The organism is Inquilinus ginsengisoli, from assembly GCF_031453975.1.
GTDB lineage: Bacteria > Pseudomonadota > Alphaproteobacteria > DSM-16000 > Inquilinaceae > Inquilinus > Inquilinus ginsengisoli_A.
On the sequence record NZ_JAVDPW010000003.1, the window covers coordinates 566,241 to 589,213 of the forward strand.

14 protein-coding genes are annotated in these 22,973 nt (G+C 69.2%); 9 read left to right on the plus strand and 5 right to left on the minus strand.

Annotated elements, in window-relative coordinates:
• Window positions 1-13: 13 nt before the first annotated feature.
• Both E9232_RS10325 and E9232_RS10330 read left to right on the plus strand, forming a co-directional pair.
• Window positions 14-4,897 (plus strand): PKD domain-containing protein, encoded by a 4,884-nt coding sequence (locus E9232_RS10325; protein WP_309793846.1) that lies wholly within the window; start codon window positions 14-16, stop codon window positions 4,895-4,897.
• Window positions 4,894-6,672, plus strand: coding sequence for an adenylate/guanylate cyclase domain-containing protein (locus E9232_RS10330; RefSeq protein WP_309793847.1), 1,779 nt, complete (start codon window positions 4,894-4,896; stop codon window positions 6,670-6,672). Before E9232_RS10325 ends, E9232_RS10330 begins: the two co-directional genes overlap by 4 nt.
• 1,271 nt (window positions 6,673-7,943) lie before the next feature.
• Here the strand turns inward: E9232_RS10330 and E9232_RS10335 are convergent.
• From E9232_RS10335 to E9232_RS10350, 4 genes are all read right to left on the minus strand, one after another.
• Window positions 7,944-8,513 carry a cytochrome P460 family protein gene (locus E9232_RS10335; RefSeq protein ID WP_309793848.1) on the minus strand — a complete coding sequence of 190 codons (570 nt, stop codon included), beginning with the start codon at window positions 8,511-8,513 and terminating at the stop codon, window positions 7,944-7,946.
• A gap of 814 nt (window positions 8,514-9,327) precedes the next feature.
• On the minus strand, window positions 9,328-10,641 hold the full coding sequence (locus E9232_RS10340) for an aspartate aminotransferase family protein (protein ID WP_309793849.1): 1,314 nt from the start codon (window positions 10,639-10,641) through the stop codon (window positions 9,328-9,330).
• A gap of 1 nt (window position 10,642) precedes the next feature.
• Window positions 10,643-11,962 (minus strand): type I glutamate--ammonia ligase, encoded by a 1,320-nt coding sequence (locus E9232_RS10345; protein ID WP_309793850.1) that lies wholly within the window; start codon window positions 11,960-11,962, stop codon window positions 10,643-10,645.
• 49 nt (window positions 11,963-12,011) lie between these two features.
• On the minus strand, window positions 12,012-12,932 hold the full coding sequence (locus E9232_RS10350; protein WP_309793851.1) for a MurR/RpiR family transcriptional regulator: 921 nt from the start codon (window positions 12,930-12,932) through the stop codon (window positions 12,012-12,014).
• A gap of 160 nt (window positions 12,933-13,092) precedes the next feature.
• Between E9232_RS10350 and E9232_RS10355 the strand changes: the two genes are divergently transcribed.
• Genes E9232_RS10355 through E9232_RS10380 form a run of 6 tightly spaced genes read left to right on the plus strand, consistent with a single transcriptional unit; the run spans window position 13,093 to window position 19,275 of the window.
• A complete protein-coding gene (locus tag E9232_RS10355) occupies window positions 13,093-14,931 on the plus strand; it encodes a branched-chain amino acid ABC transporter ATP-binding protein/permease (RefSeq protein WP_309793852.1) in 1,839 nt (612 codons plus the stop codon).
• A gap of 34 nt (window positions 14,932-14,965) precedes the next feature.
• Window positions 14,966-16,126: an ABC transporter substrate-binding protein gene (locus tag E9232_RS10360; RefSeq protein ID WP_309793853.1), complete on the plus strand. Its 1,161-nt coding sequence runs from the start codon at window positions 14,966-14,968 to the stop codon at window positions 16,124-16,126.
• 7 nt (window positions 16,127-16,133) lie between these two features.
• Entirely contained in the window at window positions 16,134-16,847 is a 714-nt protein-coding gene (locus tag E9232_RS10365; RefSeq protein ID WP_309793854.1) for an ABC transporter ATP-binding protein, read from the plus strand.
• 15 nt (window positions 16,848-16,862) lie between these two features.
• Window positions 16,863-17,750, plus strand: coding sequence for a branched-chain amino acid ABC transporter permease (locus E9232_RS10370; RefSeq protein WP_309793855.1), 888 nt, complete (start codon window positions 16,863-16,865; stop codon window positions 17,748-17,750).
• The gene (locus E9232_RS10375) at window positions 17,747-18,580 is read left to right on the plus strand and encodes an N-formylglutamate amidohydrolase (protein ID WP_309793856.1); all 834 of its coding nucleotides are present in this window, start codon (window positions 17,747-17,749) and stop codon (window positions 18,578-18,580) included. The genes E9232_RS10370 and E9232_RS10375 overlap by 4 nt, the downstream gene beginning before the upstream one ends.
• Window positions 18,577-19,275 carry a cysteine hydrolase family protein gene (locus E9232_RS10380; protein ID WP_309793857.1) on the plus strand — a complete coding sequence of 233 codons (699 nt, stop codon included), beginning with the start codon at window positions 18,577-18,579 and terminating at the stop codon, window positions 19,273-19,275. Before E9232_RS10375 ends, E9232_RS10380 begins: the two co-directional genes overlap by 4 nt.
• A gap of 428 nt (window positions 19,276-19,703) precedes the next feature.
• On the opposite strand, the gene E9232_RS10385 is transcribed toward E9232_RS10380, so the two are convergent.
• Window positions 19,704-20,720 carry a LacI family DNA-binding transcriptional regulator gene (locus tag E9232_RS10385; RefSeq protein WP_309793858.1) on the minus strand — a complete coding sequence of 339 codons (1,017 nt, stop codon included), beginning with the start codon at window positions 20,718-20,720 and terminating at the stop codon, window positions 19,704-19,706.
• Window positions 20,721-20,965: 245 nt separating this feature from the next.
• Here E9232_RS10385 and E9232_RS10390 point away from each other — a divergent pair, with 245 nt between their 5' ends.
• Window positions 20,966-22,894 carry an ABC transporter substrate-binding protein gene (locus E9232_RS10390; protein WP_309793859.1) on the plus strand — a complete coding sequence of 643 codons (1,929 nt, stop codon included), beginning with the start codon at window positions 20,966-20,968 and terminating at the stop codon, window positions 22,892-22,894.
• The last annotated feature ends 79 nt before the right edge of the window (window positions 22,895-22,973 follow it).

Sequence of the window (22,973 nt, forward strand, 5' to 3'; positions counted from 1 at the left end):
TTGGGCGGGGACGATGAGTAAGGCGGCGGGACACCCGAGGACAACAGCGTTCGGCATCGCCCTGTTTGTGTTGGCCGGGGCATGGGCGTCGCCGGCGCAGGCCGATGAGAGACCGTCCCTGATCACCTTCGGCCGGGATGCGCCCACCCGGGAAGGCGATTTCTACCGCGAGCAGACGATCTATGTCAGCGTGCCGGAGAGCTCGACCGAGCGGCTGTGGATCAATGTGTTCGATCCCGGGATCGGTCCGGAATTCGACCAGACGATGGGACCGGCCGGGGCGAACCGGACCCGCTATGCGGTGTTCGGCGGCACCGGTGCGTTCTGGGTTCCCCCGTTGGTTCCCGCCGTTCCGTCACCCGAACAGTCGGCTGCGGGCACACTGATCGCTGAGAAGACCTTTGGAGCGGAGCCGGAGGCGATCGGCCAGTGGCGGAATGTGGCTGTCGTCGATCCGCGCCAGGGCGAAGCCGTGGACGGGCGGCGGATCTTCCGCCTGCTGGTGCAGGGGCTCGAAGGGGCCGCCGGCAATGTCTACGACGTCGCGGTCAGCGCCCGTGAAACCCGGCAGGTGGCGCCCGAGGGGCTGGAGATCTTCGCGTACCGGCCGGTCGTCCGCGTCCCCGATCAGAAGACCTTCGCGCAGCTGCGGTTCCGCCCGCCGGCAGGGACCGACCGGCTGGTGGTCCACGGTTTCGATCTGGCCCACGGGACCCTGCAGCTGACGACCCCTTTCTCGTCGTTTCCGCTCAAGGCGTCCGGCCAGGACGAGTGGACGACGACCGAGGTCTCTCCCGTCCCGGGCACGCCGGGGGCGGTGGCCGCTCTCGATTTCGGCCGCGGCGTGGAGATGCCGAACGACGCCACCTTCATGATCGCCGATGCCGCGGGCGCGGCGGTGCGGTTCGAGCTTCCGGTGAAGCTGTGGCCGGCCCTCGTCCGCCCGAAGCCGGCGGTCGACCGGGTCGATCTCGCGGCCTGCGGGTCGGTCTCGTTCGATGCCGGCAGGTCGGTCGATCCGAAGGGGGGCCCGCTGGCCTACCGCTGGGACTTCGGCGACGGCGCCACCGCCGACGGTCCGCTGGTCCGCCACGACTATGCGGCGCCGGGCCGGTACCAGGCCCGTCTCGAGGTGCTCGGCTCCTCCGCCAGGATCGGCGACGGGGCCGCAACCGATGTGCCGGTCGACGTGCAGGTGCCGCCGGAAGCCCGCATCGCGTCCCTCGCATCCGCAGCGACGGGCGCCGAGGTCGCGTTCGACGGCAGCGGGTCGGTGGCTGGCAGGCTGCCGATCCGGCGCCTGACCTGGCACTTCAACGACGGAGCCACGCTCGCCGGCGCCAAGGTCACCCGGCGCTTCGACAAGCCGGGCCGGTATCTCGCCAGCCTGACGGTCGATGACGGCTCCCGCGAGCCTTGCGGCGCCGACACCGCGGAGGCCTCGATCGTCGTCAACACGACGCCGGTCGCCGTCGCCGGCCCCGGCCGCCGCGCCGCGGTGGGCGAAAGCATCGCCTTCGACGGCCGCCGGTCCTTCGATCCCGACGGCCGGATCACCGCCTATGCCTGGGATTTCGGCGACGGCACGGGCAGCACGGCCGCCGAGCCGCCCCATGCCTATGACAAGCCCGGCACCTACACCGTCGCGTTGGCCGTCACCGACGATGCCGGCCTGCCCAACTCGACGGCATCGGCCACGGCCACGATCCTGGTCAACGCTCCGCCGCTGGCCGTTGCCGGCCTCGACCGGGCCGCCGCCATCGGCGAGCCGCTGGTGTTCGACGGCTCGGCCTCCAGCGACCCGGATGGCCGCCTTGTCGCCTGGGACTGGGATTTCGGGGACGGGCGCAAGGGCACCGGGGCGCAGACGACCTACGCCTTCAGCCAGCCCGGCCTCTATCGGGTCAAGCTGACCGTGCGGGACGATTCCGGCACCGATTCGGCGACCAATGAAAGCACGCTCAGCGTGCGGGTGAACGCACCGCCGGTCGCGCTGGCCGGCGCCGATCAGCTGGTCACCGCCAGCGCCGTGACCTTCGACGGCACGGCCTCCACCGATGCAGACGATGCGATCGCGGACTACGCCTGGGATTTCGGCGACGGCAGCACCGGCAGCGGGCCCCGGCCGACCCATGTCTATGAGACCCATGGCCGATATCAGGTCCGCCTGACGGTGACCGACCGGTCGGGAACCAAGCTGAACGCGGCGGCCGACAGCCTGACCGTGGTGGTCAATGCCCGGCCGGTCGCCGACCCCGGGCCCGACCGGATCGTCGCCCCCGGCGAAAAGGTGGTGTTCGACGGCAGCCGCTCGCTCGACCAGGACGGCGACATCACCGACTACCGCTGGGATTTCCGCGATGGCAGCGTGGCGAAGGGCCGGGTCGTGTCGCACAGCTTCGCCCGGCCGGGGATCTATGACGTCAGGCTGGCGGTGGCCGACGACAGCGGCGATGCCGACGCCGTCGACTACAAGGAGGCCCGGATCACCGTCAACGCCGCGCCGGTCGCCGACCCGGGCGCCGACCGCATCGCCGCGCCGGGCGACGTGATCCGGCTGAGCGCCGCGAACTCCTACGATCCGGACGGCAAGATCGTCAGCTATCGCTGGGATTTCAGCGACAGCGGCAAACCCGTGTCCACCGCGCAGGTCGAGCGGACCTTCACCGAGCCCGGGCTCTACACCGCCCGCCTCACCGTGGCCGACGACAGCGGCGCGTCGAACGGCTTCGAGTCCCGCGAGGTCGAGATCGCGATCAACCACGCGCCGGTTGCCGACCCCGGCGACGATGGGGTGACCGAAAGCCTGGTCGTGTCCTTCGACGGCACCGCCTCGGTCGATCCGGACGGGGATGCCTTGACCTATCGCTGGGATTTCGGCGACGGGGCCTCCGCCACCGGCGCGACGGTGCAGCACACCTATGCGGGCGGGGGCACCTATCCGATCATTCTCGTCATCGATGACGGCAAGGGCTTGCGGAACTCGGTCGACCAAGCCGCCAGATCCCTGGTCATCCACAAGCCGCCGATCGCGAATGCCGGCGGCAACCGCGAGGTCTGCACCGGCGACGTGATCACCTTCGACGGATCGAAATCCGTCGATCCGCAGGGCGGCGCGCTACGCTACACCTGGGACTTCGGCGACGGGACCAGCTCCGGCATCGTCAACCCGACCAAGACCTATCGCAGCGAGGGGGTCTACCCGGTCACCCTGTCGGTGAAGGACAGCGCCAACCTGTCGAACAGCGACGGTGTCGACCGGGTGTCGGTCAAGGTCGATCAGGGCCCCTATGCCGATGCCGGCCCGGACATCGAAGCCTGCGCGATGTCGCCGATCGACTTCGACGCCTCGCGCTCCTTCGATCCGAACGGGACGATCAAGCGCTACGACTGGGATTTCGGCGACGGCAAGTCGGCGATCGGCGAGAAGCCGAACCATCTCTACGAACGGCCCGGCGACTACCGGGTGTTCCTGAAGATCGAAGGCCAGCGCTTCGGCAAATGCGATCCGCACTCCACCGACGAGATGTCGGTCCGGATCCTGCAGGGGCCGGTCGTCAAGATCGTCGCCCGGGCGGCGGCGGCGCTCGGCGACGTCACCTTCGACGGATCCGGCTCCGCCATGCCGGGCGGCAGGATTACCGGCTGGAGCTGGGATTTCGGCGATGGCAAGACCGCCGAAGGTGCGGTCGTCACGCACCGCTTCACCGAACCCGGCCGGAAGAAGGTCACCCTGGCCGTGACCAGCGATTCATCCTCGCCCACCTGCCAGCGGGTGGCCGGCACGCATGTCGTGGACATCAACGCGCCGCCCGTCGCCGTGATCACGGCGCCCGAGAGCATTTCCCAGGGTGAGGAGTTGCTGCTCGACGCCGGCCGATCGCATGATCCGGACGGGGCGATCGCCGCCTACAGCTGGGACTTCGGGGACGGCGAGACGGCGACCGGGGTCCGGGTCAACCATCGCTTCGGCGCTGCCGGCGCCCGCAAGCTGCGCCTGACGGTCGCCGACGAGGCCGGTGTGGAGAACTCCTCCGCGACGATCGAGCAGATGCTGATCGTGCGCCCGCCGCCCACGCCGGAGATCGACCTGCCGGCGGCGGCCTGCACCGGTGAGGATGTTCGTCTCGTCGTCGACGCCGCGGCGAAGCCGGCGGGCGGCGGCTGGCGTGACGCGGGTGAGACGAACGGGCCCCACAGCTTCGTCAGGCGGTTCGAGCACCCGGGCCGCTACGACGTGACGGTCATTCCCGATGATGGCCATGCCCTGGCCGTCAGCCGTCGGCCGCAGACCCGAATCCTGCACGTGAACCGGCCGCCGGTGCCGGTGCCGGGCCCGCAGCGCCTGGTCTGCCCGATGACCGAGGTCGTCTTCGACGGCACGTCGTCCTACGACGATGACGGCCAGATCATCCGCTATCGGTGGGATTTCGGCGATGGCGAGAGCGCCCAGGACGCGAAGGCCACCCATGTCTTTGCGCGGCCCGGGACCTACGATGTCGTGCTGACCGTCACCGACGATACGGAGTCGAGCTGCGCTGCCGCCAGCCGGTCGACGCGGGTGGTGGTCAATGCGCCGCCGGTCGCCGATGCCGGCCCGCCCTTCGAGGCCTTCGTCGGCGGCGCGGCGGATGCCGTGCTGCTGGACGGCACGGGGTCCAGCGACCCCGATGGCGGTGCCTTGACGCAGGTGTGGCGGCTCGGCGACGGCACGGTCGAGACCGGTGAGCGCGTCCGCCACCTGTTCCGGCGGACCGGCGAGATCCCGGTGGCGCTCACGGTCACCGACAGCTCGGGTCTTCCCTGCGGCGTGGCGACCGACGACACCGTCGCGACGGTCCGCCGGCGGTCGCCGCTGCAGGGGACCGAGACGCCCGCGCCCGGATTCAAGGAGTGAGCTCGCTGTCCTGGCTTCGGTCGCTGAGCCTTCGCCGCAAGCTGCTGCTGTTCTCGGCGCTGATCGCGGCGCTGCCGCTGCTGTTCGCCGGGCAGTCGCTGATCCGGATCGCCCGCGACGAGATGAAGAGCTCGGCCAATGAGCGGCTGGTCACGACCGTCCGCGAGGTGGCCGGCCAGATCGACGACATCTATGAACGCGCCTGGCTGGCCCCCCTCCTGCTGATCCGCAGCGCCGTCGACAGCCAGCAGGCGAGCGTCGGCGAGAAGGTCGCCATCCTCACCCATGGCATTGCCCAGCTGCCGGATATCGTCGCCTTGCAGATCACCCTCGATGGCGGTCGTCTGCCGCTGGTGATCTCGCAGAACCGGTTCAGCACGACGCTCACGGAAGCGAGCATCCAGCCTTTGAACGTGCTGCGCGTGCCGCCGGAGGTGATCCTGGCCGAGGTGCCGGATGCGGAGACGGCGGCGCGGGTCACCGCCGTCGATTACGAGCCGAAGACCGATTCCTGGCTCGCGACCGTGGTCCTCCCGCTCGACAGCAGGTTCAGCGGCGCGCGCGCGGTGCTCTCGGCGCGGATCGATCTCCGCCGCATCCGGGACTTCATCGCCAGCCAGCCGTTCCGCCAGGTCGGCACGATCACCACGATCGACGCGCAGGGGCGGAAGCTGTTCGACCCGGAGCTGGACGAGACCGGCGGCGTCAAACAGTTGAGCCGGCGCGAGATCGTGAGCAAGGCCCTCGCCGCGCGTGCGGGCGATCAGGCCCGCGCCATCAGCGTCGACACCTATTCGCGACCGGACGGCACCGCGATGCTCGGCACCTTCGCCTTTGCCCGCAGCTTCGATTGGACCGTGATCGTCGAGCAGAAGGAGGGCGATGCGTATTACGCGGCCGACGTCATGTTCGAGAGCCTTGTTTATTGGGTGATCGGCGGGCTCGCCGTCGCCGTGCTGGGGGCGGCGGTGTTTGCCCATCGCATCAGCCGCCCGATCCTCTCGATCGGGGAGACGGCGAACGAGGTGGCCAAGGGAAACTACCGGGTCCAGGTCCGGAATGTGCGCTCCAGGGACGAGATCGGTGAGCTGGCGAAGCGCATGAACAACATGATCGTGCAGATCAACGAACGCTTCGAGCTGGCGAAGTTCGTGTCCCACGGCACGATGGATGCCATCCAGCAATCGGACGAACGCGGCGTTCGCCTGGGCGGAAGCCGCTGTGAGGTCGCGATCCTCTTCGCCGACATTCGCGGCTATACGGCCTTCGCCGAAAGGCGCGACCCGGAGACGGTGGTCGAAACGCTGAACTTCTATCTCGCGGCGCAGGCCGACCTGGTGGCGGCCCACAATGGCGACATCGACAAATTCGTCGGAGACCAGGTCATGGCCGTGTTTCAGGGCCCGACCATGGCCGCCGACGCCCTGCACTGCGCCGCGGCCATGCAGACGCACATGGCCGATGCCTCGGCTGCCAGCCCCGACCGGGATCTTGCGATCGGCATCGGCATCGATATGGGCGAGGTGGTGATGGGCGCGATCGGCGCCCGGGATCGCATGGACTTCACCGTGTTGGGGGATCACGTCAACATTGCCGCCCGCCTGTGCTCCGCCGCCAAGCCGGGGCAGACGCTCGCGACCGTCGCCGTGGTCGAGGCCGCGACGGACCTGGACCCGCCGCTCGCATTCCACGCGCTCGACCCGATCGCCCTCAAGGGCAAGAGCGCACCGCTCAGCGTCTATGACATCCAGCCGGCGAGCCGCGCGGTTGCTTGAAGCGACCGGGACCCTGCAGCCTGAGCCGGTCTCGGTCGCGTGCCCGCCGCTCTGTTCTCACCGGGCCCGGTCAGGGGCTGAGTGATCTGCTCGAAACCCACCTGACCGCTGACCGCGTGCTGTTCGATTTGCGCCCGTGGATCATCACCGCACATGGGGCGAACAGCCAGCAAACGGGCACTCTACGGCGCCTGCGGTTGCGTCTGCTTTCGGAAGCCGAGTGCGATGGCGGGGCAGGCCAGCATGGAGCGGGGAAACTCCGGTGCATTGAACGGCGGCACGGCGGTCGGTCGAAGTGTTCGTCTTCGATCGCAACCACGACCGCCGCCGCCGATCAGCGGGGCTGGCTGCGTTCAGGTTTCCTTGTTGTCGGCGTCAGCCTTCAGGATTTCCACACCGCGCCAGCCCCAATAGACGCGATGCTCGCGGATCAGGCCGTCCTCGATTTCCATCACCTCGAAGAAGTCCATTTGCTCGCTCTGGGGTGTGGCCCGGGGATACTCCCACACCAGCAGCCTGCCATCAGTGAAATAGCCCTTGCGGTGGAAGGTCCGCCGGCCAGGCTTCCGCGGGGCTGCCCTCTCGAGCAGCGCCTTGATCTGGGCTCGCCTCCGGTTTTGTTGCCGAGCAGGTACGCGACCAATGGGCTCTCCAGCACGGCATCCGGGACATACAGCGCGATCATCGCGTCGAGATCGTCCTCGGACCAGGCGCGGTCCCATTCCCGGTAGACGCGTTCCACGGCGCGCCCGAACTCGTCTGAGACAAGCTTCTGGCACAGATTCTCGCTCATCATCGTCTCCTTGCCCTCTGGGCCCCTTCCTCTCAGCAGAATGGCGCTCGCGACGGGGCTGTTCCGAGCGCGGACTGCCTCATGGGCTATCCCGCAAGATCGGAACCGTTGGGTGGCGCTACTTCGGTGCGGTATCGTCATCGCAGTCGCGGGTGTGCTTGGCTTCCTCTTGCAGCAGCTCATGCGTTGATCGATCGGCTGGCTTCGGGTGCGATCTGAGATCCGGGCTGAGCGAGACGGGCTGGATTCTGCGGGTTCGAGGGCGTCCGGTGTGGGGCCGCCGCGGCTATGGCCGGAAATGGCGTCCTCCGGCCTGGCGGAGTGCATAGCAACCCTCCAGCCTTGCCCTTTCCGAATGAAGATGCGCCAGGAGATTTAGCAGAGCTCACACAAGGTGCCTCCGCCGGGCTGGCCGATATGGACTGAGCTCCAAGGCGATGATGCGGCAACTGTTGCGGCACGAATTCTGCCGTCGGTATCATTTTCTCAGCAGCGGATATCCATCGACGTAGATCCAGTCCGTCGGCTGGGCCGGAATGTGACAAGACTGACAATCCGCCGTGTAGTCGGTAGAGGTCGTCTTCAACGGACTGGCGACATCGAACCAGGACCAGCCCCAGCCGTCGCCCCACAGCTTATTGCCCGGAAAACTTCCTTTGCTGTCCTTTATCATGACGAACCAGCCTAATAGCTTGTTCGCGCGGCTAACCGTTCCGGTCGTCATCTCACCGCTCGCGGCGCTGTAGACCTCTTTGACCAGCACCGCGCCATCCGGGAAATGCCCGTCGCGACGATAGGCTGCCGTGGAGCCAGGGGAAGCATACACACCGTGGAGTTCCTTCGCCCCCTGGCCCTCCTCGTCGGCCGCCACTGCCCAGGTCCCCATAAACTCATAGGAGGCACGGTAGTCGGCGGGAACATGAAGATTGCCCGCCGCATCAACGACCGCCCCAGCTTGTGGCCCTTCGGCCTCGGCGGCCACGACGGCGACGGCACCGCAGGCCAAGCCGAGTAGAAGCAGGGCGGTTGCGCCCCTCGCAATCCTCATGGTCTCACCTCTGTCTATTGGTCCTGTCACTGCGGCAGGTCGTTGGCCGGTCGTCACTTTCGGTCGCGCCATCTATCCGCAGGCTACCGCGGCACGGCGGCGCCAAGGTTCCGAATCGCGTGTCCATTCGTCCGGGATATCCGGTTGGCGGGATCCCTTCCGATCAGAGAACAGCCGTTGCTTCGCCGGGCTCGCGAGCAAGCCTCCGGGAGACAACTCGACTCGCGGTCTCGTGAAGTCGAAGAAAGCTCCCATCATGTGGGACAAGAACCCTGCCAGCCTGCCCAGCTGCGCTAATACGGCGTGTCAACACCGTTTGCGCTGGACGTTGATTCGTAGACGGCGCATCGGTCGGGGATCGCACCGCCACGGTCCGACCGGCCGGCACGGTGAAGGACACGTCGCGCAGGATCGGCCGGCGCGGGTCGTAGGCGAAGGAGACGTGCTCGAAGACCAAGTCGCCGCGGCCGGGCGGCAGCGGCACCGCACCCGGCGCGTCCGTGACCTCGGGTCTTTCGGAGACGAAACGTCCTGGAACGCTGTGTCGATCCGAAAGACTCGAGAACGGCCTGGCGCTATCGGCTAGAGGCGTCCGCTTTCGCGAGCCTGAAGCGACCTTCGCCCGGTAGAGGCTTCGCAACGCCCAGGACAGCGCACCATCCGCAGCCTACTTCTTCAACACAATTCGCAGGCAACGATCATCCGTTGACATCACATCTTTGGAATCAAGGCTCAATCAAACTTGGGTCGCGTCTCACGCCGGCCCTGTCGCTCCGGCGATGAACTCTTCGATGAAGCGGCGCCGCTCGTTCGTCTACCAGCCGGCATAGGCAGCGACTGCCGCCGCATCGACCCGGCCCGACGAAGCGTCCTGCAGGGCAAGGTCCAGCACTGCCAGGCCTTCCTCGATCTCCGCCGTGGTGATCGTCAGCGCCGGCGTGATCTCCAGCACGTTCGAACGGGCGCCGACATAGAACAGAAGCAGGCCCAGCTCCCACGACCGATAGACCACCGCCTGGCACAGGCTGCCGGCCGGCGCCCGGCTTTCCCGGTTCTCGACCAGTTCGACACCCACGGCGAGGCCGCGACCGCGGATGTCGCCGATCGCCTCGTGCCGGTCGGCCAGGCGCCGCAGACCGTTGGCGAGCTCGAGGCCCCGCGCCGCGGCATTCTCCACCAGCCCTTCGGCCGCGATGGTGTCCAGCACGGCCCGGCCGGCGGAGCAGGACACCGGGTTTCCGCACAGCGTCTGCATGGCGAAGGCGGTGCGGTGATCGAGAATCGCGGCCGGGCCGACCACGGCGGACAGGGGCAGGCCACCGCCCAGCCCCTTGCCGAAGCTGATCAGGTCGGGCGTCAGGCTCTCGGCTTGGAAGGCGTGCAGCAGGCCGGTGCGGCCCAGCCCGACTTTGACCTCGTCGCAGACCAGCAGGATGCCGTGAAGGCGGCACCGTTCCGCCAGGGCCGGCAGGAAGCCGGGCGGCGGCACCAGCAGGCCGCCATCGGCCTGGATCGCCTCGACGATCACCGCCGCCGTGTCCGACGGCGGGCAGACGGTGGCCAGCAGATAGTCCAGCTGGGCCAGGGCCGCCTCGCCCACCGCGCCGGGGAAATGTGGCCGGTAGGGGTCGGGGTAGGGCAGCAGGAACAGCCCGGCGCGTGGCGGCGAATGGGTCTGGGCGGTGTGGCCGGACACCGACATGGAAAGGGCCGTGCCGCCGTGATAGGCGCCGACGAAGGCGATCACGCGCCGCTTTCCGGTCGCGGCCTCGACCGCCCGGACCACGGTCTCGTTGGCGTCGGACCCGGAATGGCCGAACCAGACCCGGCGGTCGCCGCCGCCCGGCGTGATCGACAACAGCTTTTCGGCCAACGCCACCGCTGGCTCGTTGATCAGCGACAGCAGGCTGGCGCCCGGCATCGTCGCCACCGCCCGGCCCACCGCCTCGACCAGTGCCGGATGGCCATGGCCCAGGCTGGCGGCGCCCCAGGAGGCGGAGAAGTCGATCACCCGCCGCCCGTCATCGGCCACGAGGTGGCGGCCGTTGCCCGATCGCGCGGCGAAGGGGCCGAAGCGCAGCTTCTCGATCGCGGCGATGGCGGCGGCATCGCGGGTTACCAGGGGCATGTCAGTAGACCGCGCCGTAGCGGGCGCATTGCGCCGCCGGGGCCAGCCCGTCGACCATCGCCTGTTCGGCCCGCTTCATGGCGAAATAGGCACCGCGCATCGGCTCGGGCAGCCAGCCCAGCGCCACCGGGTCGGCCTGCAGCGCCGCCAGCGCCGCGGGCAGGGAGTCGGGCAGGCGGCGCACTCCCAGGCGCTCGGCCTCCGCCGGGGCCAGGTCGGCCGGGTCGCCGGCCACCGCCTCGGGCTGTGGCAGGGCCCGGCGGATGCCCTCCAGTCCGGCGCGGACCAGCAGCGCCAGCACCAGATGCGGGTTGGCGCAGGCGTCGGCGGCGCGGAACTCCAGATGGATCTGCTTCGCCCGGTCGCGGCCCGGCAGGTCGATGGTCGGGCACACCCGCAGCGCCGCCTCGCGGTTGCGGTGGCCGAAGGCGGTGAAGCCCGCGCTCCAGCGATGCGGCGTCAGCCTGAGATAGGAGATCACGCTGGGCGCGGTGATGGCGCACAGCGCCGGCAGGTGGCGCAGCACGCCGGCGACGAAGCGGCCGGCGACCTCGCTGATCTCGGCCGGGCGCGACAGGTCGGCGGTGGCGTTGGCGCCATCGGCGGCGACCAGGCTCAGATGAACGTGCACGCCGTTGCCGACCGCGGCGGGGTCCAGGATCGGGGCGAAGCTGGCGGCCAGTCCGAACTGCCGCGCCACGTCGCGGGCGACGTCGCGGATCAGCACGGCGCGGTCGGCCGCGGCCAGGGCGCCCGCGGGCTCGCAGGTCACCTCGAACTGGCCGGGACCGTATTCCGGCAGGATCATCTCCGGCCCCAGCCCGGCGGTGGCCATCGCTTCCATCAGCGCGCCGCAGAATGGCTGGGCGGCGCGAAAATCCTGCAGCGAGAAGGCCTGGGGCGCGATCGCCGGGCCGCCCGTCAGCCGGAACTCGTGCTCGAAGGCGGCGACCAGGTCCAGCCCGGTCTCCCGCTTCAGCTCGGCCACCGCGTGCTTCAGCAGGGTGCGGACGCACCCGCCCCAGTCGCGTCCGTCGGTCTCGCGCACGTCGCACAGCAGGGCGGTGGCATCGGGCCGGCCGTCGAAGCCCTGCAGGGTCACCGGCTCGGTCTCCGCATCCGGGATCAGCCGCAGGTCGCCGGTCGGGCCGAAGGGCGAATCGCCCGCGATCACCCCGAACGGCGTCAGGGCGAGATTGGCCGGCACCCAGCCGACGCCGGAGCGGCGGCGGTTGTCCAGATCCGCCGCGGGGAAAGCGCGACCGCGGGTCATCGCCGCCAGGTCGTTGGTCAGGAAGATCGCGAGATCGCGCGCGCTCATGGTCTTCGATGGCTCCCTGTTCTCATCTGTCGAAGTGTTCGCGGGTGGATCAGTCTTCCGGCCGCAGCACCGTTGTCTTCCGGTCGGCGACGAAATCGTCGCGGGCCTCGCCGGCCTTGTCCTCCAGCATCTGCATCCGCTCCCGCGCATCGCGACCCTGGCGCTGCAGCACCCCGGCCAGCAGCGCCTCGACCAGCGCGATGCCGGTGACGCCGGTGTCGAAGGGCGATGGCACGGCGATGGCGGCGGTCAGCACATGCGCCGCCACCTCGGCGATCGGCGACAGCCAGGGATCGGTGACCAGGATGACGGTCGCACCCTGCTTGGCCGCGGTGCGGCACAGGGCGATGGTCTGGCGTTCGTAGCGGCGATAGTCGAAGGCGACGATCACGTCACGCCGGCCCAGGTCGGCGGCCTGGTAGTACAGCGGTACGGCGGCGGCCTGCAGCTCCTGCACCCCGGCGCGCAGATGATGCAGGTGGAACACCAGATACTTCGCCTGGATATGGCTGGTCCGGCCGCCCAGCGCCAGGATCCGCCGGCGCGGGTCGGCCAGCACGTCGATCACGGCGTCCAGTGTCGCCGGGTCGATCATGCGCTCGGTCTCCATCAGCGTCGCGGCGGCGGCGGCGAAGAAGCCGTGCAGCAGCCCGCCGTCTTCCGCCCCGATGCGCGGCGCGGTGTCGAACAGCGACAGCGGCGACTTCATCCGGTCCTGCACTTCCTCGCGCACCGCGCGCTGGAACTGCGGGAAGCCGGAATAGCCCAGCTTGGACACCCAGCGCAGGATGGTGGGGGCGCTGGCCTGGGCCCGGTCCGCCAGCTCGGCGATCGTCTCCAACGCCGCGATCGGATAGGCCGACAGAACGGCACGCGCCGCCCGCCGCTCGGACGGCGTCAGCTCGGGCAGGCCGGCACGGATGCGGTGCTCGATGGTCGGCAGCGGCGCAGGGGCGCGACGGATCGACATGGGCCTCGCAGTTTGGATGATACGTTACAGAATTGCCTGATTGACACGAAGGTTGGAATATATCCTAGTAAATGGCAAGCGCGGCGACAGGCTCGCGGTGCCTTGGTCCCGGTCGGGGCGGGGCGGATCAGGGCGCAACGTCGCCCGGGAGGCGAAAACGGTGACATCGATCGACAGCGCCGGCCCCGTGGTGCGGCGCGCCCTGGCTGGCGCGGTGCCGCTGATCGTGCCGGTCACGCTGCTGGCCGCCGGCGTGGTGCTGTTCCTCGGCGCGGCCGAGCAGCGGATCCTCATCCTGTTCATGATCAACCTGATCGCCGTGGTCGCGACCGGCCTCTATGTCGGCAATTCCGGGGTGACCAGCTTCGGCCATGTCGGCTTCATGGGGTTGGGCGCCTATGCCTCGGCGCTGCTGACCCTGCCGCCCGCGGTCAAGGCGACGATGCTGCCGAACCTGCCGGGCTGGCTGGCCGCCGCCCAGTTCGGCTTCGCCGAATCCCTGGTGGTCGCGGCGCTGGCGGTCGGGCTGTTCGCGCTGGTGATCGGCATCCCGGTCGCCCGGCTGTCCGGCTCCGCCGCCTCGATCACCTCGCTGGGCCTCTTGATCATCATCCATTCGGTGCTGAACGGCGCCAAGGACATCACCCGCGGCAGCCAGACCTTCTTCGGGGTCGAACGGCTGACCACCGTGCCGGTGCTGCTGGCCTGCGTCGCGATCGCGATCCTGGTGGCCCGGCTGTTCCGCGATTCGACCGCGGGGCTGGAGTTGCGGGCCAGCCGCGAGGACGAGCTGGCGGCCCGGGCCATGGGCGTCGACGTCGCCCGGCGGCGGCTGGCCGCCTGGGTGCTGTCGGCGATGCTGATGGCGGTGGCCGGCGGCCTCCTGGCCCATGTGCTGGGTGCCTTCAGCCCGAAGAAATTCTTCTTCGTCGACACCTTCGCCATCCTGGCGATGCTGATCATCGGCGGCCCGGCCTCGGTCTCCGGCGCCGTGATCGGCACCTTCACCATCACCCTGATCACCGAATTCGCCCGCCGGTTCGAGGAAGGGCCGGTCCTGCCGCAGCTGGGCCTGCCGCAGGCCTTCGGCCTGACCCAGATCGTGCTGGGCTTGGGCATCCTGCTGATCATGTACCGCCGCCCCGGCGGGCTGTTCGGCCTGGCCGAGATCGACGACTGGCTGTTCCGCCAGCCCATCCCGGTCGCGACGGCGCCGCTGCCGGCCGAGGCCGCGCCGGCGGACGCCGCCCTGACGGCGGACCGGGTGACCAAGCGCTTCGCCGGGCTGGTGGCGCTGGACGCGGTCGACCTGTCGGTGCGGCCCGGCGAGATCGTCGGGCTGATCGGCCCCAACGGGTCGGGCAAGACCACGCTGATCAACGCCCTGTCCGGTGTGGTGCCGGCGACATCCGGCACGGTGCGGATCGACGGCCGCGACATCGCCGGGCTGCCGTCGCACCGCGTCGCCCGGCTGGGCATCGGCCGCAGCTTCCAGAACATCCGCCTGTTCAAGGATCTGACGGTGCTGGAGAACGTCATCGTCGCGGTCACGGGCAGCGGCCGGGGGCGGGCGGGGGGCGCCGTGGCCGAACGCGCGATGGCGGCGCTGGCCGAGCTGGGCGTCGACGGGCTGGCCGGGCGCCGGGCCGGGCAGCTGGCCTATGGCGAGCAGCGGCGGGTCGAGATCGCCCGCGCCCTGGCGATGCGGCCGCGCTACCTGCTGCTGGACGAGCCGGCGGCGGGCATGAACCCGGCGGAATCCGAGGCGCTGATGCGCCTGCTGGACGACCTGCGGCGGCGCACGGGCCTGGGGTTGCTGCTGGTCGAGCACGACCTGAAGCTGGTGATGCGGCTGTGCGACCGGGTGGTGGTGCTGAACAAAGGGCAGGTCATCGCCGCCGGCGTGCCGGACCAGGTCCAGGCCGACCCGGCGGTGGTCGAGGCCTATATCGGCCGCCGCGCCGCGCGCAAGCCGGCGGCGCTGGCGGCCGCGGTCTGACGACGAACGACAACGAACAGGGACGGAGGCACGAATGAACGGAAAAGTTCTCACGCTGCTGGGCACGGTTGCCGCCATGGCGACGCTGGCCGCGCCCGCGATGGCGCAGGACAAGCTGGTGATCGGCGCGGCGGTCGCACTGACCGGCAACCTCGCCTATGCCGACGTGCCGGCGATGGCCGGCATGCAGCTGGCGGTGGAGGAGATCAACGCGGCTGGCGGCGTCGGCGGCCGGATGATCGAGATCCGGCAGAAGGACAGCCGGTCCGACCCGGCCCAGGCCGCGGTGGCGGCGCAGGAGCTGATCGACGAGGGCATCTCGGTGCTGGTCACGCCCTGCGATGCCGACCCGACGATCGGCGCCGGCCAGATCGCCCAGGCCGCGGGCGTCGCCGCCTTCTCGACCTGCGCCTCGTCGCCGACCCTGCCGATGGCGGTCGGCGACCACATGTTCCTGAACTTCCCCGGCGACAATGTGCAGAGCGCGGTGTCCGCCAAATATGCGACCGACCAGGGCTACAAGACCGCGGCCATCCTGGTGTCGCCGGACACCGCCTATACCCAGCTGCCGCTCTACTTCAAGGAGGTGTTCGAGAAGCTGGGCGGCAAGGTGGTGGCCGAGGACAGCTTCACCATGGGGCAGCAGGATTTCTCGGCCCAGGTGACCAAGATCAAGGCGCTGTCGCCGGCGCCCGACGTGATCATGACCGCGGCCTATGAGCCCGACTTCCCGGCCTTCATCAAGCAGCTGCGGGCGTCGGGGGTGAAGATCCCGGTGATCGGCTCCGACGGCATCGACTCGCCGACCACCTTCGCCGTCGGCGAGGCGGTGGAGGGCGTGGTGTTCACCACCGCCGGCTTCGCCGCCGAGGGCAGCCCGCTGGCGGCGTTCAACGCCGCCTACAAGGCCAAATACGGCCAGGACAGCGACACCATCTACAACGCCATCGGCTATGACCTGGTGAAGGTGGTGGCGGCCGCGTCCAAGGCGGCCGGGTCGGCCGAGCCCGCCGCGGTGTGGCAGGCGGTGCGCGGGCTGCAGGATGTCCAGGGCGCCACCGGCGCCATCACCTACAAGGGCACCGACGGGGTGCCGATCCGCCAGGTCGCGATCGTCCGGATCCAGGGCGGCAAGCGGGCGCTGGTGCTGCAGGCCACGCCCGACCCGGCCCTGGTCCCCAAGCCGCGGATGTGAGGGCGGCATGAGCCTGCTCGAGGTCGAGGATCTGACGGTCGCCTATGGCCCGATCGCCGCGGTTCGCGGCGTCGGCCTGTCGGTGGCGGCGGGCGAGATCGTCGCCGTGCTGGGCGCCAACGGCGCCGGCAAGTCGACGACGCTGCAGGCCATCACCGGCCTGCTGCCCGCCCGGCGCGGCCGGGTCGCCTTCGACGGCCAGCCGGTGTCCGGCCGGCCGGCGGAGCAGATCGTCCGGCTGGGCATGACGCTGGTGCCGGAGGGCCGGCGGGTCTTCGCCGCGATGACGGTGGAGGAGAACCTGCGGATCGGCGGCGCCATCCGGCGCGGCCGGGCCGACGCGGCGCGGACCCGGGACGAGATGCTGGCGCTGTTCCCGATCCTGGCGGCGCGGCGGCACCAGGCCGCCGGCACGCTGTCGGGCGGCGAGCAGCAGATGCTGGCGATCGCCCGGGCGCTGATGTCGCAGCCGAAGCTGCTGCTGCTGGACGAGCCGTCGCTGGGCCTGGCGCCGCAGGTGGTGGAGGCGATCTTCGACCTGCTGGTCGAGCTGCGCCGCCGCGGGCTGACCCTGCTGGTGGTCGAGCAGAACGTGCACATGGCGCTGGAGATCGCCGACCGCGCCTATGTCATCGCCCATGGCGAGGTGGCGATGTCCGGCACCGCACGCGACCTCTTGGCCTCTGACGAGATCGAGCGGGCTTATCTCGGCCATGCGTGAGCGCGGGAGACGATGATGGACATCCTGATCCAGCAGATCCTGAACGCGCTGTCGCTCGGCGGCACCTATGCCCTGCTGGCGCTGGGGCTGGCCGTGGTGTTCTCGGTGCTCGGGCTGATCAACTTCGCCCATGGCGAGCTGATGACGATCGCCGGCTACACCCTGTTCTTCGCCATCACCGCCGGCGTGCCGCTGTGGCTGGCGGTGCCGGCGGCCCTGGCCGCGGCCGCGCTGGCCGCGGTGCTGATGGAGCGCATCGCCTTCCGGCCGCTGCGCGGCGCCAATGGCACCACCCTGCTGCTGACCTCCTTCGCCGTGTCCGGCATCCTGCAGGTGGTGTTCCAGGCCACCATCTCGGCCCGGCCGCGGCCGGTGCCGGTGCCCGAAGTCCTGGCGGGGGCGATCACCATCGGGCCCTATCATCTCGGTGTCATCCAGCTGCTGTCGATCGTGACCACGATCGTCATGGTCGGCCTGCTGGGCCTGTTCCTGCGCCGCACCCTGATCGGCCTGGCCATCCGCGCGGCGTCGATCGACTTCCCGATGACCCGGATGATGGGCATCCGGGCCAACGCGGTCATCGCCACCGCCTTCGCCATCTCCGGCCTGCTGGCCGGCGTGTCGGGCCTGCTGTGGGTGGCGCAGCGCGGCTCGGTCGACCCGCTGATGGGCTTCCTGCCGGTGTTGAAGGCCTTCATCGCCGCGATCCTCGGCGGCATCGGCAGCCTGCCGGGCGCGGTGATCGGCGGCTTCTGCCTGGGCTTCATCGAGATCGGGCTGCAGGCGCTGCTGCCCGACCCGGTGCTGCCGTTCCGCGACGCCGTGGCGCTGCTGCTCGTCATCCTTCTGTTGCTGTGCCGGCCCCAGGGGCTGATGCGCGTTGCCGGAGCCGTTCGTCCATGACCCTGTTGTCCCCCGCCGACCCGGATATGCCGGCGCCGCTGCTCGCGGAGGACGAGCCGCCGGTGTTCGAGGTGGTGAACGCCGGCGGTCGCGGCGCCGTGGTGCTGACCTGCGACCACGCCTCGAACCGCATGCCGGCGCGGCTCGGCAGCCTGGGCCTCGGCGCCGCCGACATCGCCAGCCACATCGCCTGGGACCCGGGCGCCGCCTGGGTGGCGCGGCGGCTGTCCGTGCTGCTGGATGCGCCGCTGGTGCTGTCGGGCTATTCCCGGCTGGTGGTCGACTGCAACCGCCCGCGCGGCGTGCCGGGGTCGATCCCGAAGACCAGCGCCGGCGTACCCGTGCCCGGCAACCAGGACCTGACCGAGGCCGAGCGGGCGCAGCGCTTCGACACGCTGGTGGTGCCCTACCAGACCGCGATCGGCCATCTGCTGGACGCGCGCGCCGCGGCGCGGGTGTCGACCGTGCTGCTGGCGATCCACAGCTTCACTCCTGACTTCCCGGGCCAGCAGCGGCCCTGGCCGATCGCCCTGGCCTACCGCCATGACGGCGGGCTGGCACGGCCGCTGGTCGACCGGCTGCGGCAGGATCCGGCGGCGCGGCCGGTCGGCGACAACCAGCCCTATTTCATCGGCGACGACAGCGACTACACCATCCCGGTGCAGGCCGAACGCCGAGGTCTGTCCAATGTCCTGGTCGAGATCCGGCAGGACGGGCTGGGCCGCGAGGCCGATGCCGACCGCTGGGCCGAATGCCTGGCCGCCGCCGTGTCCCCTTTGCTGCCGGGCCTGGCCCGCATCCCCACGCCATCGGAGACCCCGACACCATGACCGTCTTCATCCCGACCGAGCCGCCCGAGGTGCTGGGCGCCCGTTTCCGCGAGCGGGCGGTCGACCTGCGCCGCACCGCGGTGATCAGCGTCGACATGCAGAATGCCGACTGCGCCGCGAAGAAGCGGCACGGGCCGGTGCCGGAGGGCGCGGCCGGCGACGGCTATCGCTATTTCTACGACCGGCTGGACCGGGTGGTGATCCCGAACCAGCAGCGGCTGCACGCCGCCACGCGCGCGCTGGGCATCGAGAACATCTACGTCATCATCGAGAGCCTGACGCTGGACGGCCGCGACCGCGGCCTCGACCACCGGATCTCGCTGATCCACAACCCGCGCGGGTCATGGGAGGCGCAGGTGATCGACGAGGTGGCGCCGGCCGGGGACGACATCATCATCCGCAAGACCGCCTCCGGCCCCTTCGGCACCACCAATCTCGACTATGTGCTGAAGGCGCTGGGCATCGACCATCTGATCGTGTTCGGCGTGCTGACCGACCAGTGCGTGGAGAACACGGTGCGGGTGGGGGGCGACCTCGGCTATCTCGTCACCATGGTCGACGATGCGTCGGCGACCTACAGTCAGGCCCGGCATGACCACGCGCTGTCGGCTTTCAAGGGCTATTGCCGCATCCGGTCGACCGATGCGCTCCTCGCCGAGCTCGACGCGCTGGCGCGCATACCATCCGGCAGTTGATCCGAGCCATGTCGCGGAAGCTGCCGGCAGGCTCATCGCCGCCATCCAAGCCCTGAGGCGTCGCCCCCATCATCGGCCAAGGGTTTCGATGGCTGTCCGCTTTGGAGACGACGCCGCTACGTCTACTTGTGGCGCCCACCGGCCGGTAGGCCAGCAAGAACTTTGGTGCCGGGCGGACAGGAGAAGCCCTGCTGAGCATCGCTCCCCCGGCTTTTCGCCTCGCCAAGTCAAGCCTCCCGACTTGGCTGAGGCCATGGCGACGGCAGCACAGTCGGTGTTCCCGAAAGTCGGCTGGATTCAGATGGAGGACGTCCGTTTCGGCAGGATCGGCGCGAGACGGCTTTAACGGTCGCTTCGCGGCCTGCCAGTTTGCCAAGACCAAGCCGATCCGGTCTGAGGTGGCGACGTGACACTTCACCCGAAGCCGGTCAGCCCACGAGCGGCAGAAGCGGGGCTGGAGCCTCCAACTGGGTTCTCGGACCGCAGGAGGCGCGCTCGATGATGCGGCTCGTGATCTGTACGCGCACGGGAACGTCGGGCGGGATGCTTCCCTGGATCCGGTCGTCGAGCAGGCGCACGCACGCGGCTCCCATATGCTGGCCGAAGACCTTGACGGTCGTCAGTTGCGGCGAGATCTGGGTCGCCGCGGAATAGTCCCCGAAGCCGACGACCGAAGCGTCTTCCGGAATCCGGTAGCCGAGCCGAAGCAGCTCGGAGACCACTGTCAGCGCCAGGCCGTCATGGGCGCAGAAGAAGGCGGTGGGGCGAAACCCGTCGGCATGGGCGGCGCGCAGATGCTCGGTGAAGCGCGTTTCGGCATGGAACGTCATCTGACGGAACTCCACGTCGCCCTGCTTCTCCAGGACCTCGCGCACGCCGTAGAAGCGCTCGATGCGCCCGCGATAGCCCGGCGTCCCGTGCACATAGACGATGCGGCGATGGCCGAGGGCCAGGAGGTAGTTCGCGACGGCGGAGCCGGCCTCGTGGTCGGTGCCGCCGACATGGTCGGCCTGCTCCAGCGGCTCCAGCCAGCCCTGCCGGACGATCGGCTTGCCGAGGTCCCGGACCCGGGCGAAGGTCTCGCGATCATGGGGGCCGATCAGGACGGCGCCGCGGCAGGACCGGACGATGCCCTGGATCTCGTCGGGCTGGTGGGTCCAGCGCATGGTCAGGCGGTAGCCCAGCCTTTCGGCCTCCAGCTGGGCGCCGTTCTGGATCAGCAGGTAAAGCTCGCTGTTGATGAGATCGGTGTCGTGGAAGATCACGCCCAGGGCGGGCAGCTCCGGCTCGGCGTTCTGGCGCAGGTAGCCCAGCTCCACGGCTACCTCCTGGACGCGACGGCGCGTCTCCTCGGACACCCCGTCCTTGCCGGACAGGGAGCGTGACACCGCGAATTTCGACAAGCCCGTCCGCTGCGCGATGGTCGTCAATGTGACCTTGGCCATTGCTGATCCTTTTTTCGGGCCTGATCCCCTTCTAACATCGGCCCATAACGGCTCAAAAAGTTTTGTTCCGACACCTTGCCGATGCCAGCTATTGAATCTGATTGTCGCATTTCGGGATCTATATCGATAATTTCCGCAATTAAATTTTCGCCCCATAACGCTTTACCTAACGAAAGCGCTTATGCAAGCTCACCAAATACCACGGCCGATCATAACAGGCTGGGCATGGGAGGAGGAACCCAACGATGGTGAAGCTGAGCCGCAGGGCATTCATCGCCGCCACGTCCGCCACCGCCGCATCGTTCGCGCTGCCCGGGATCGGCCGTGCCGCCGACATCAAGGAATCGGCTTTTCTGAAGGACCAGGTGGCGGGTGGCACGCTGCCGCCGGTGACGCAGCGGCTGCCGGCCAATCCGCTGGTCATCACCCCGTTCGAACGCGCCGGCCAGCAGGGCGGCGACTGGAAGCACGCGCTGGTCGGCGGCGGGTCGCTGTCGATGCTGGTCCGCTACCAGGGCTACGAGCCGCTGGTCCGCTTCAATCCCGACTGGTCGGGCCTGGTCGAGAACACCGCCGAGTCCTGGAGCGTCAATGCCGACGCCACCGAATACACCTTCCATCTGCGGAAGGGCCACAGATGGTCGGACGGGCATCCGTTCACGACCGAGGACGTCCAGTTCTGGTACGACGCGTTCTTCACCGACAAGGACACCAACACCGGCGGCAACGGCTGGTGGTATGCCGGCGGCAAGCCTGCCCGCGTCGAGGTGATCGACGAGACGACGTTCAAGGTCGTCTTCGCGTCGCCCAACGGCTTCTTCGTCCAGAACCTCGCCTGGGCCCAGCAGGACCAGCTGACGCGCACGCCGAAGCACTACCTGCAGCAATTCCACGCCCGCTACAATCCGGATGCCGACAAGCTGGCCAAGGAGAAGGGGCTCGAAAGCTGGATCGCGCTGTTCCAGCGCGAGATCGGCCTGTCCGACGACAACACCTTCTTCCAGAACCCGGGCCGGCCGACCCTCAACGCCTGGATGTTCACGGTCGCGCCGGGGCAAAGCACCGAACAGGCGCTGGCCGTCCGCAATCCCTACTACTTCAAGATCGATCCGGAGGGCACCCAGCTGCCCTATTTCGACCGCATCGTCTACCAGATGGTGGCCGATCCCGAAGTCCTGCTGCTGAAGGTGCTGCAGGGCGAGATCGACATGATGGACCAGTACATCGCCACGCCCGCGAACAAGCCGGTCCTGTTCGACGGCCAGCAGAAGGGCGGCTACGGCTTCTACACGCTGAAGGAGACCGCGGCCAATGTCATGGTCTTCCAGCTGAACCTGAACCACACCGACCCAGTGAAGAACAAGCTGTTCAACACCAGGGAATTCCGCCAGGCGCTGTCCACCGCGATCGACCGGCAGGCGCTGATCGACGCGGTGTTCGTTGGGCAGGGGCAACCGGCGCAGGCCTCGATCCAGCCCGGCGACCCGCTCTATGTCGAACGGCTGGCCAAGGACTTCACGCAATACGATCCGGACGCTGCCAACGCGATGCTGGACAAGCTGATCCCGAACCGGGACGGCGACAACTACCGGACCGACGAGAGCGGCCGGCGGGTGACGATCATCTTCGAGCTCGACCAGACCCGCACCACCTTCCTCGACATGTTCCAGCTCGCGGTGCCGATGTTCCAGGCCGTGGGCATCGATGCGCAGGTGCGCAGCATGGACCGCTCGCTGTGGGAGACGCGGGTCCGCCGCGGGCGCGACTTCGACGCGACAGCGCATCAGTTCGGGGCGAACAGCGGCATCGCCGCCATGCTCGACGCCCGCTACTTCGTGCCGTTCTCGACCAACTCGCTCTTCGCCCCGGGCTGGTCGCTCTACTATCTCGACCCGAAGAACCCGGATGCGATCGAGCCGCCGGCGGAGATCAAGGCGCAGCAGGATCTCTACACCAAGCTGCTGGCCACCGGGGACCCCGAGCAGCAGAAGACGGTGATGCGGCAGATCCTCGAGCAGGCCGCGGATCTGTTCATGACCTTTGGCGTCTGCCTGCCACCTGACAGCTACGGCATCGTCAAGACCACCATGGTCAATGTCCCGAAGACCATGCCGAACTCCTTCGGCTGGCCGACGCCCGGCCCGGCCCGGCCCGAGCAGTTCTTCAAGGCCTGACCGGCCGAACCCGCCTTTGCGTCCGGATGCCGGCTTCGCGGCCGGCGCCGGCCCCTTCCGACCGACCAACAGAGAGCGA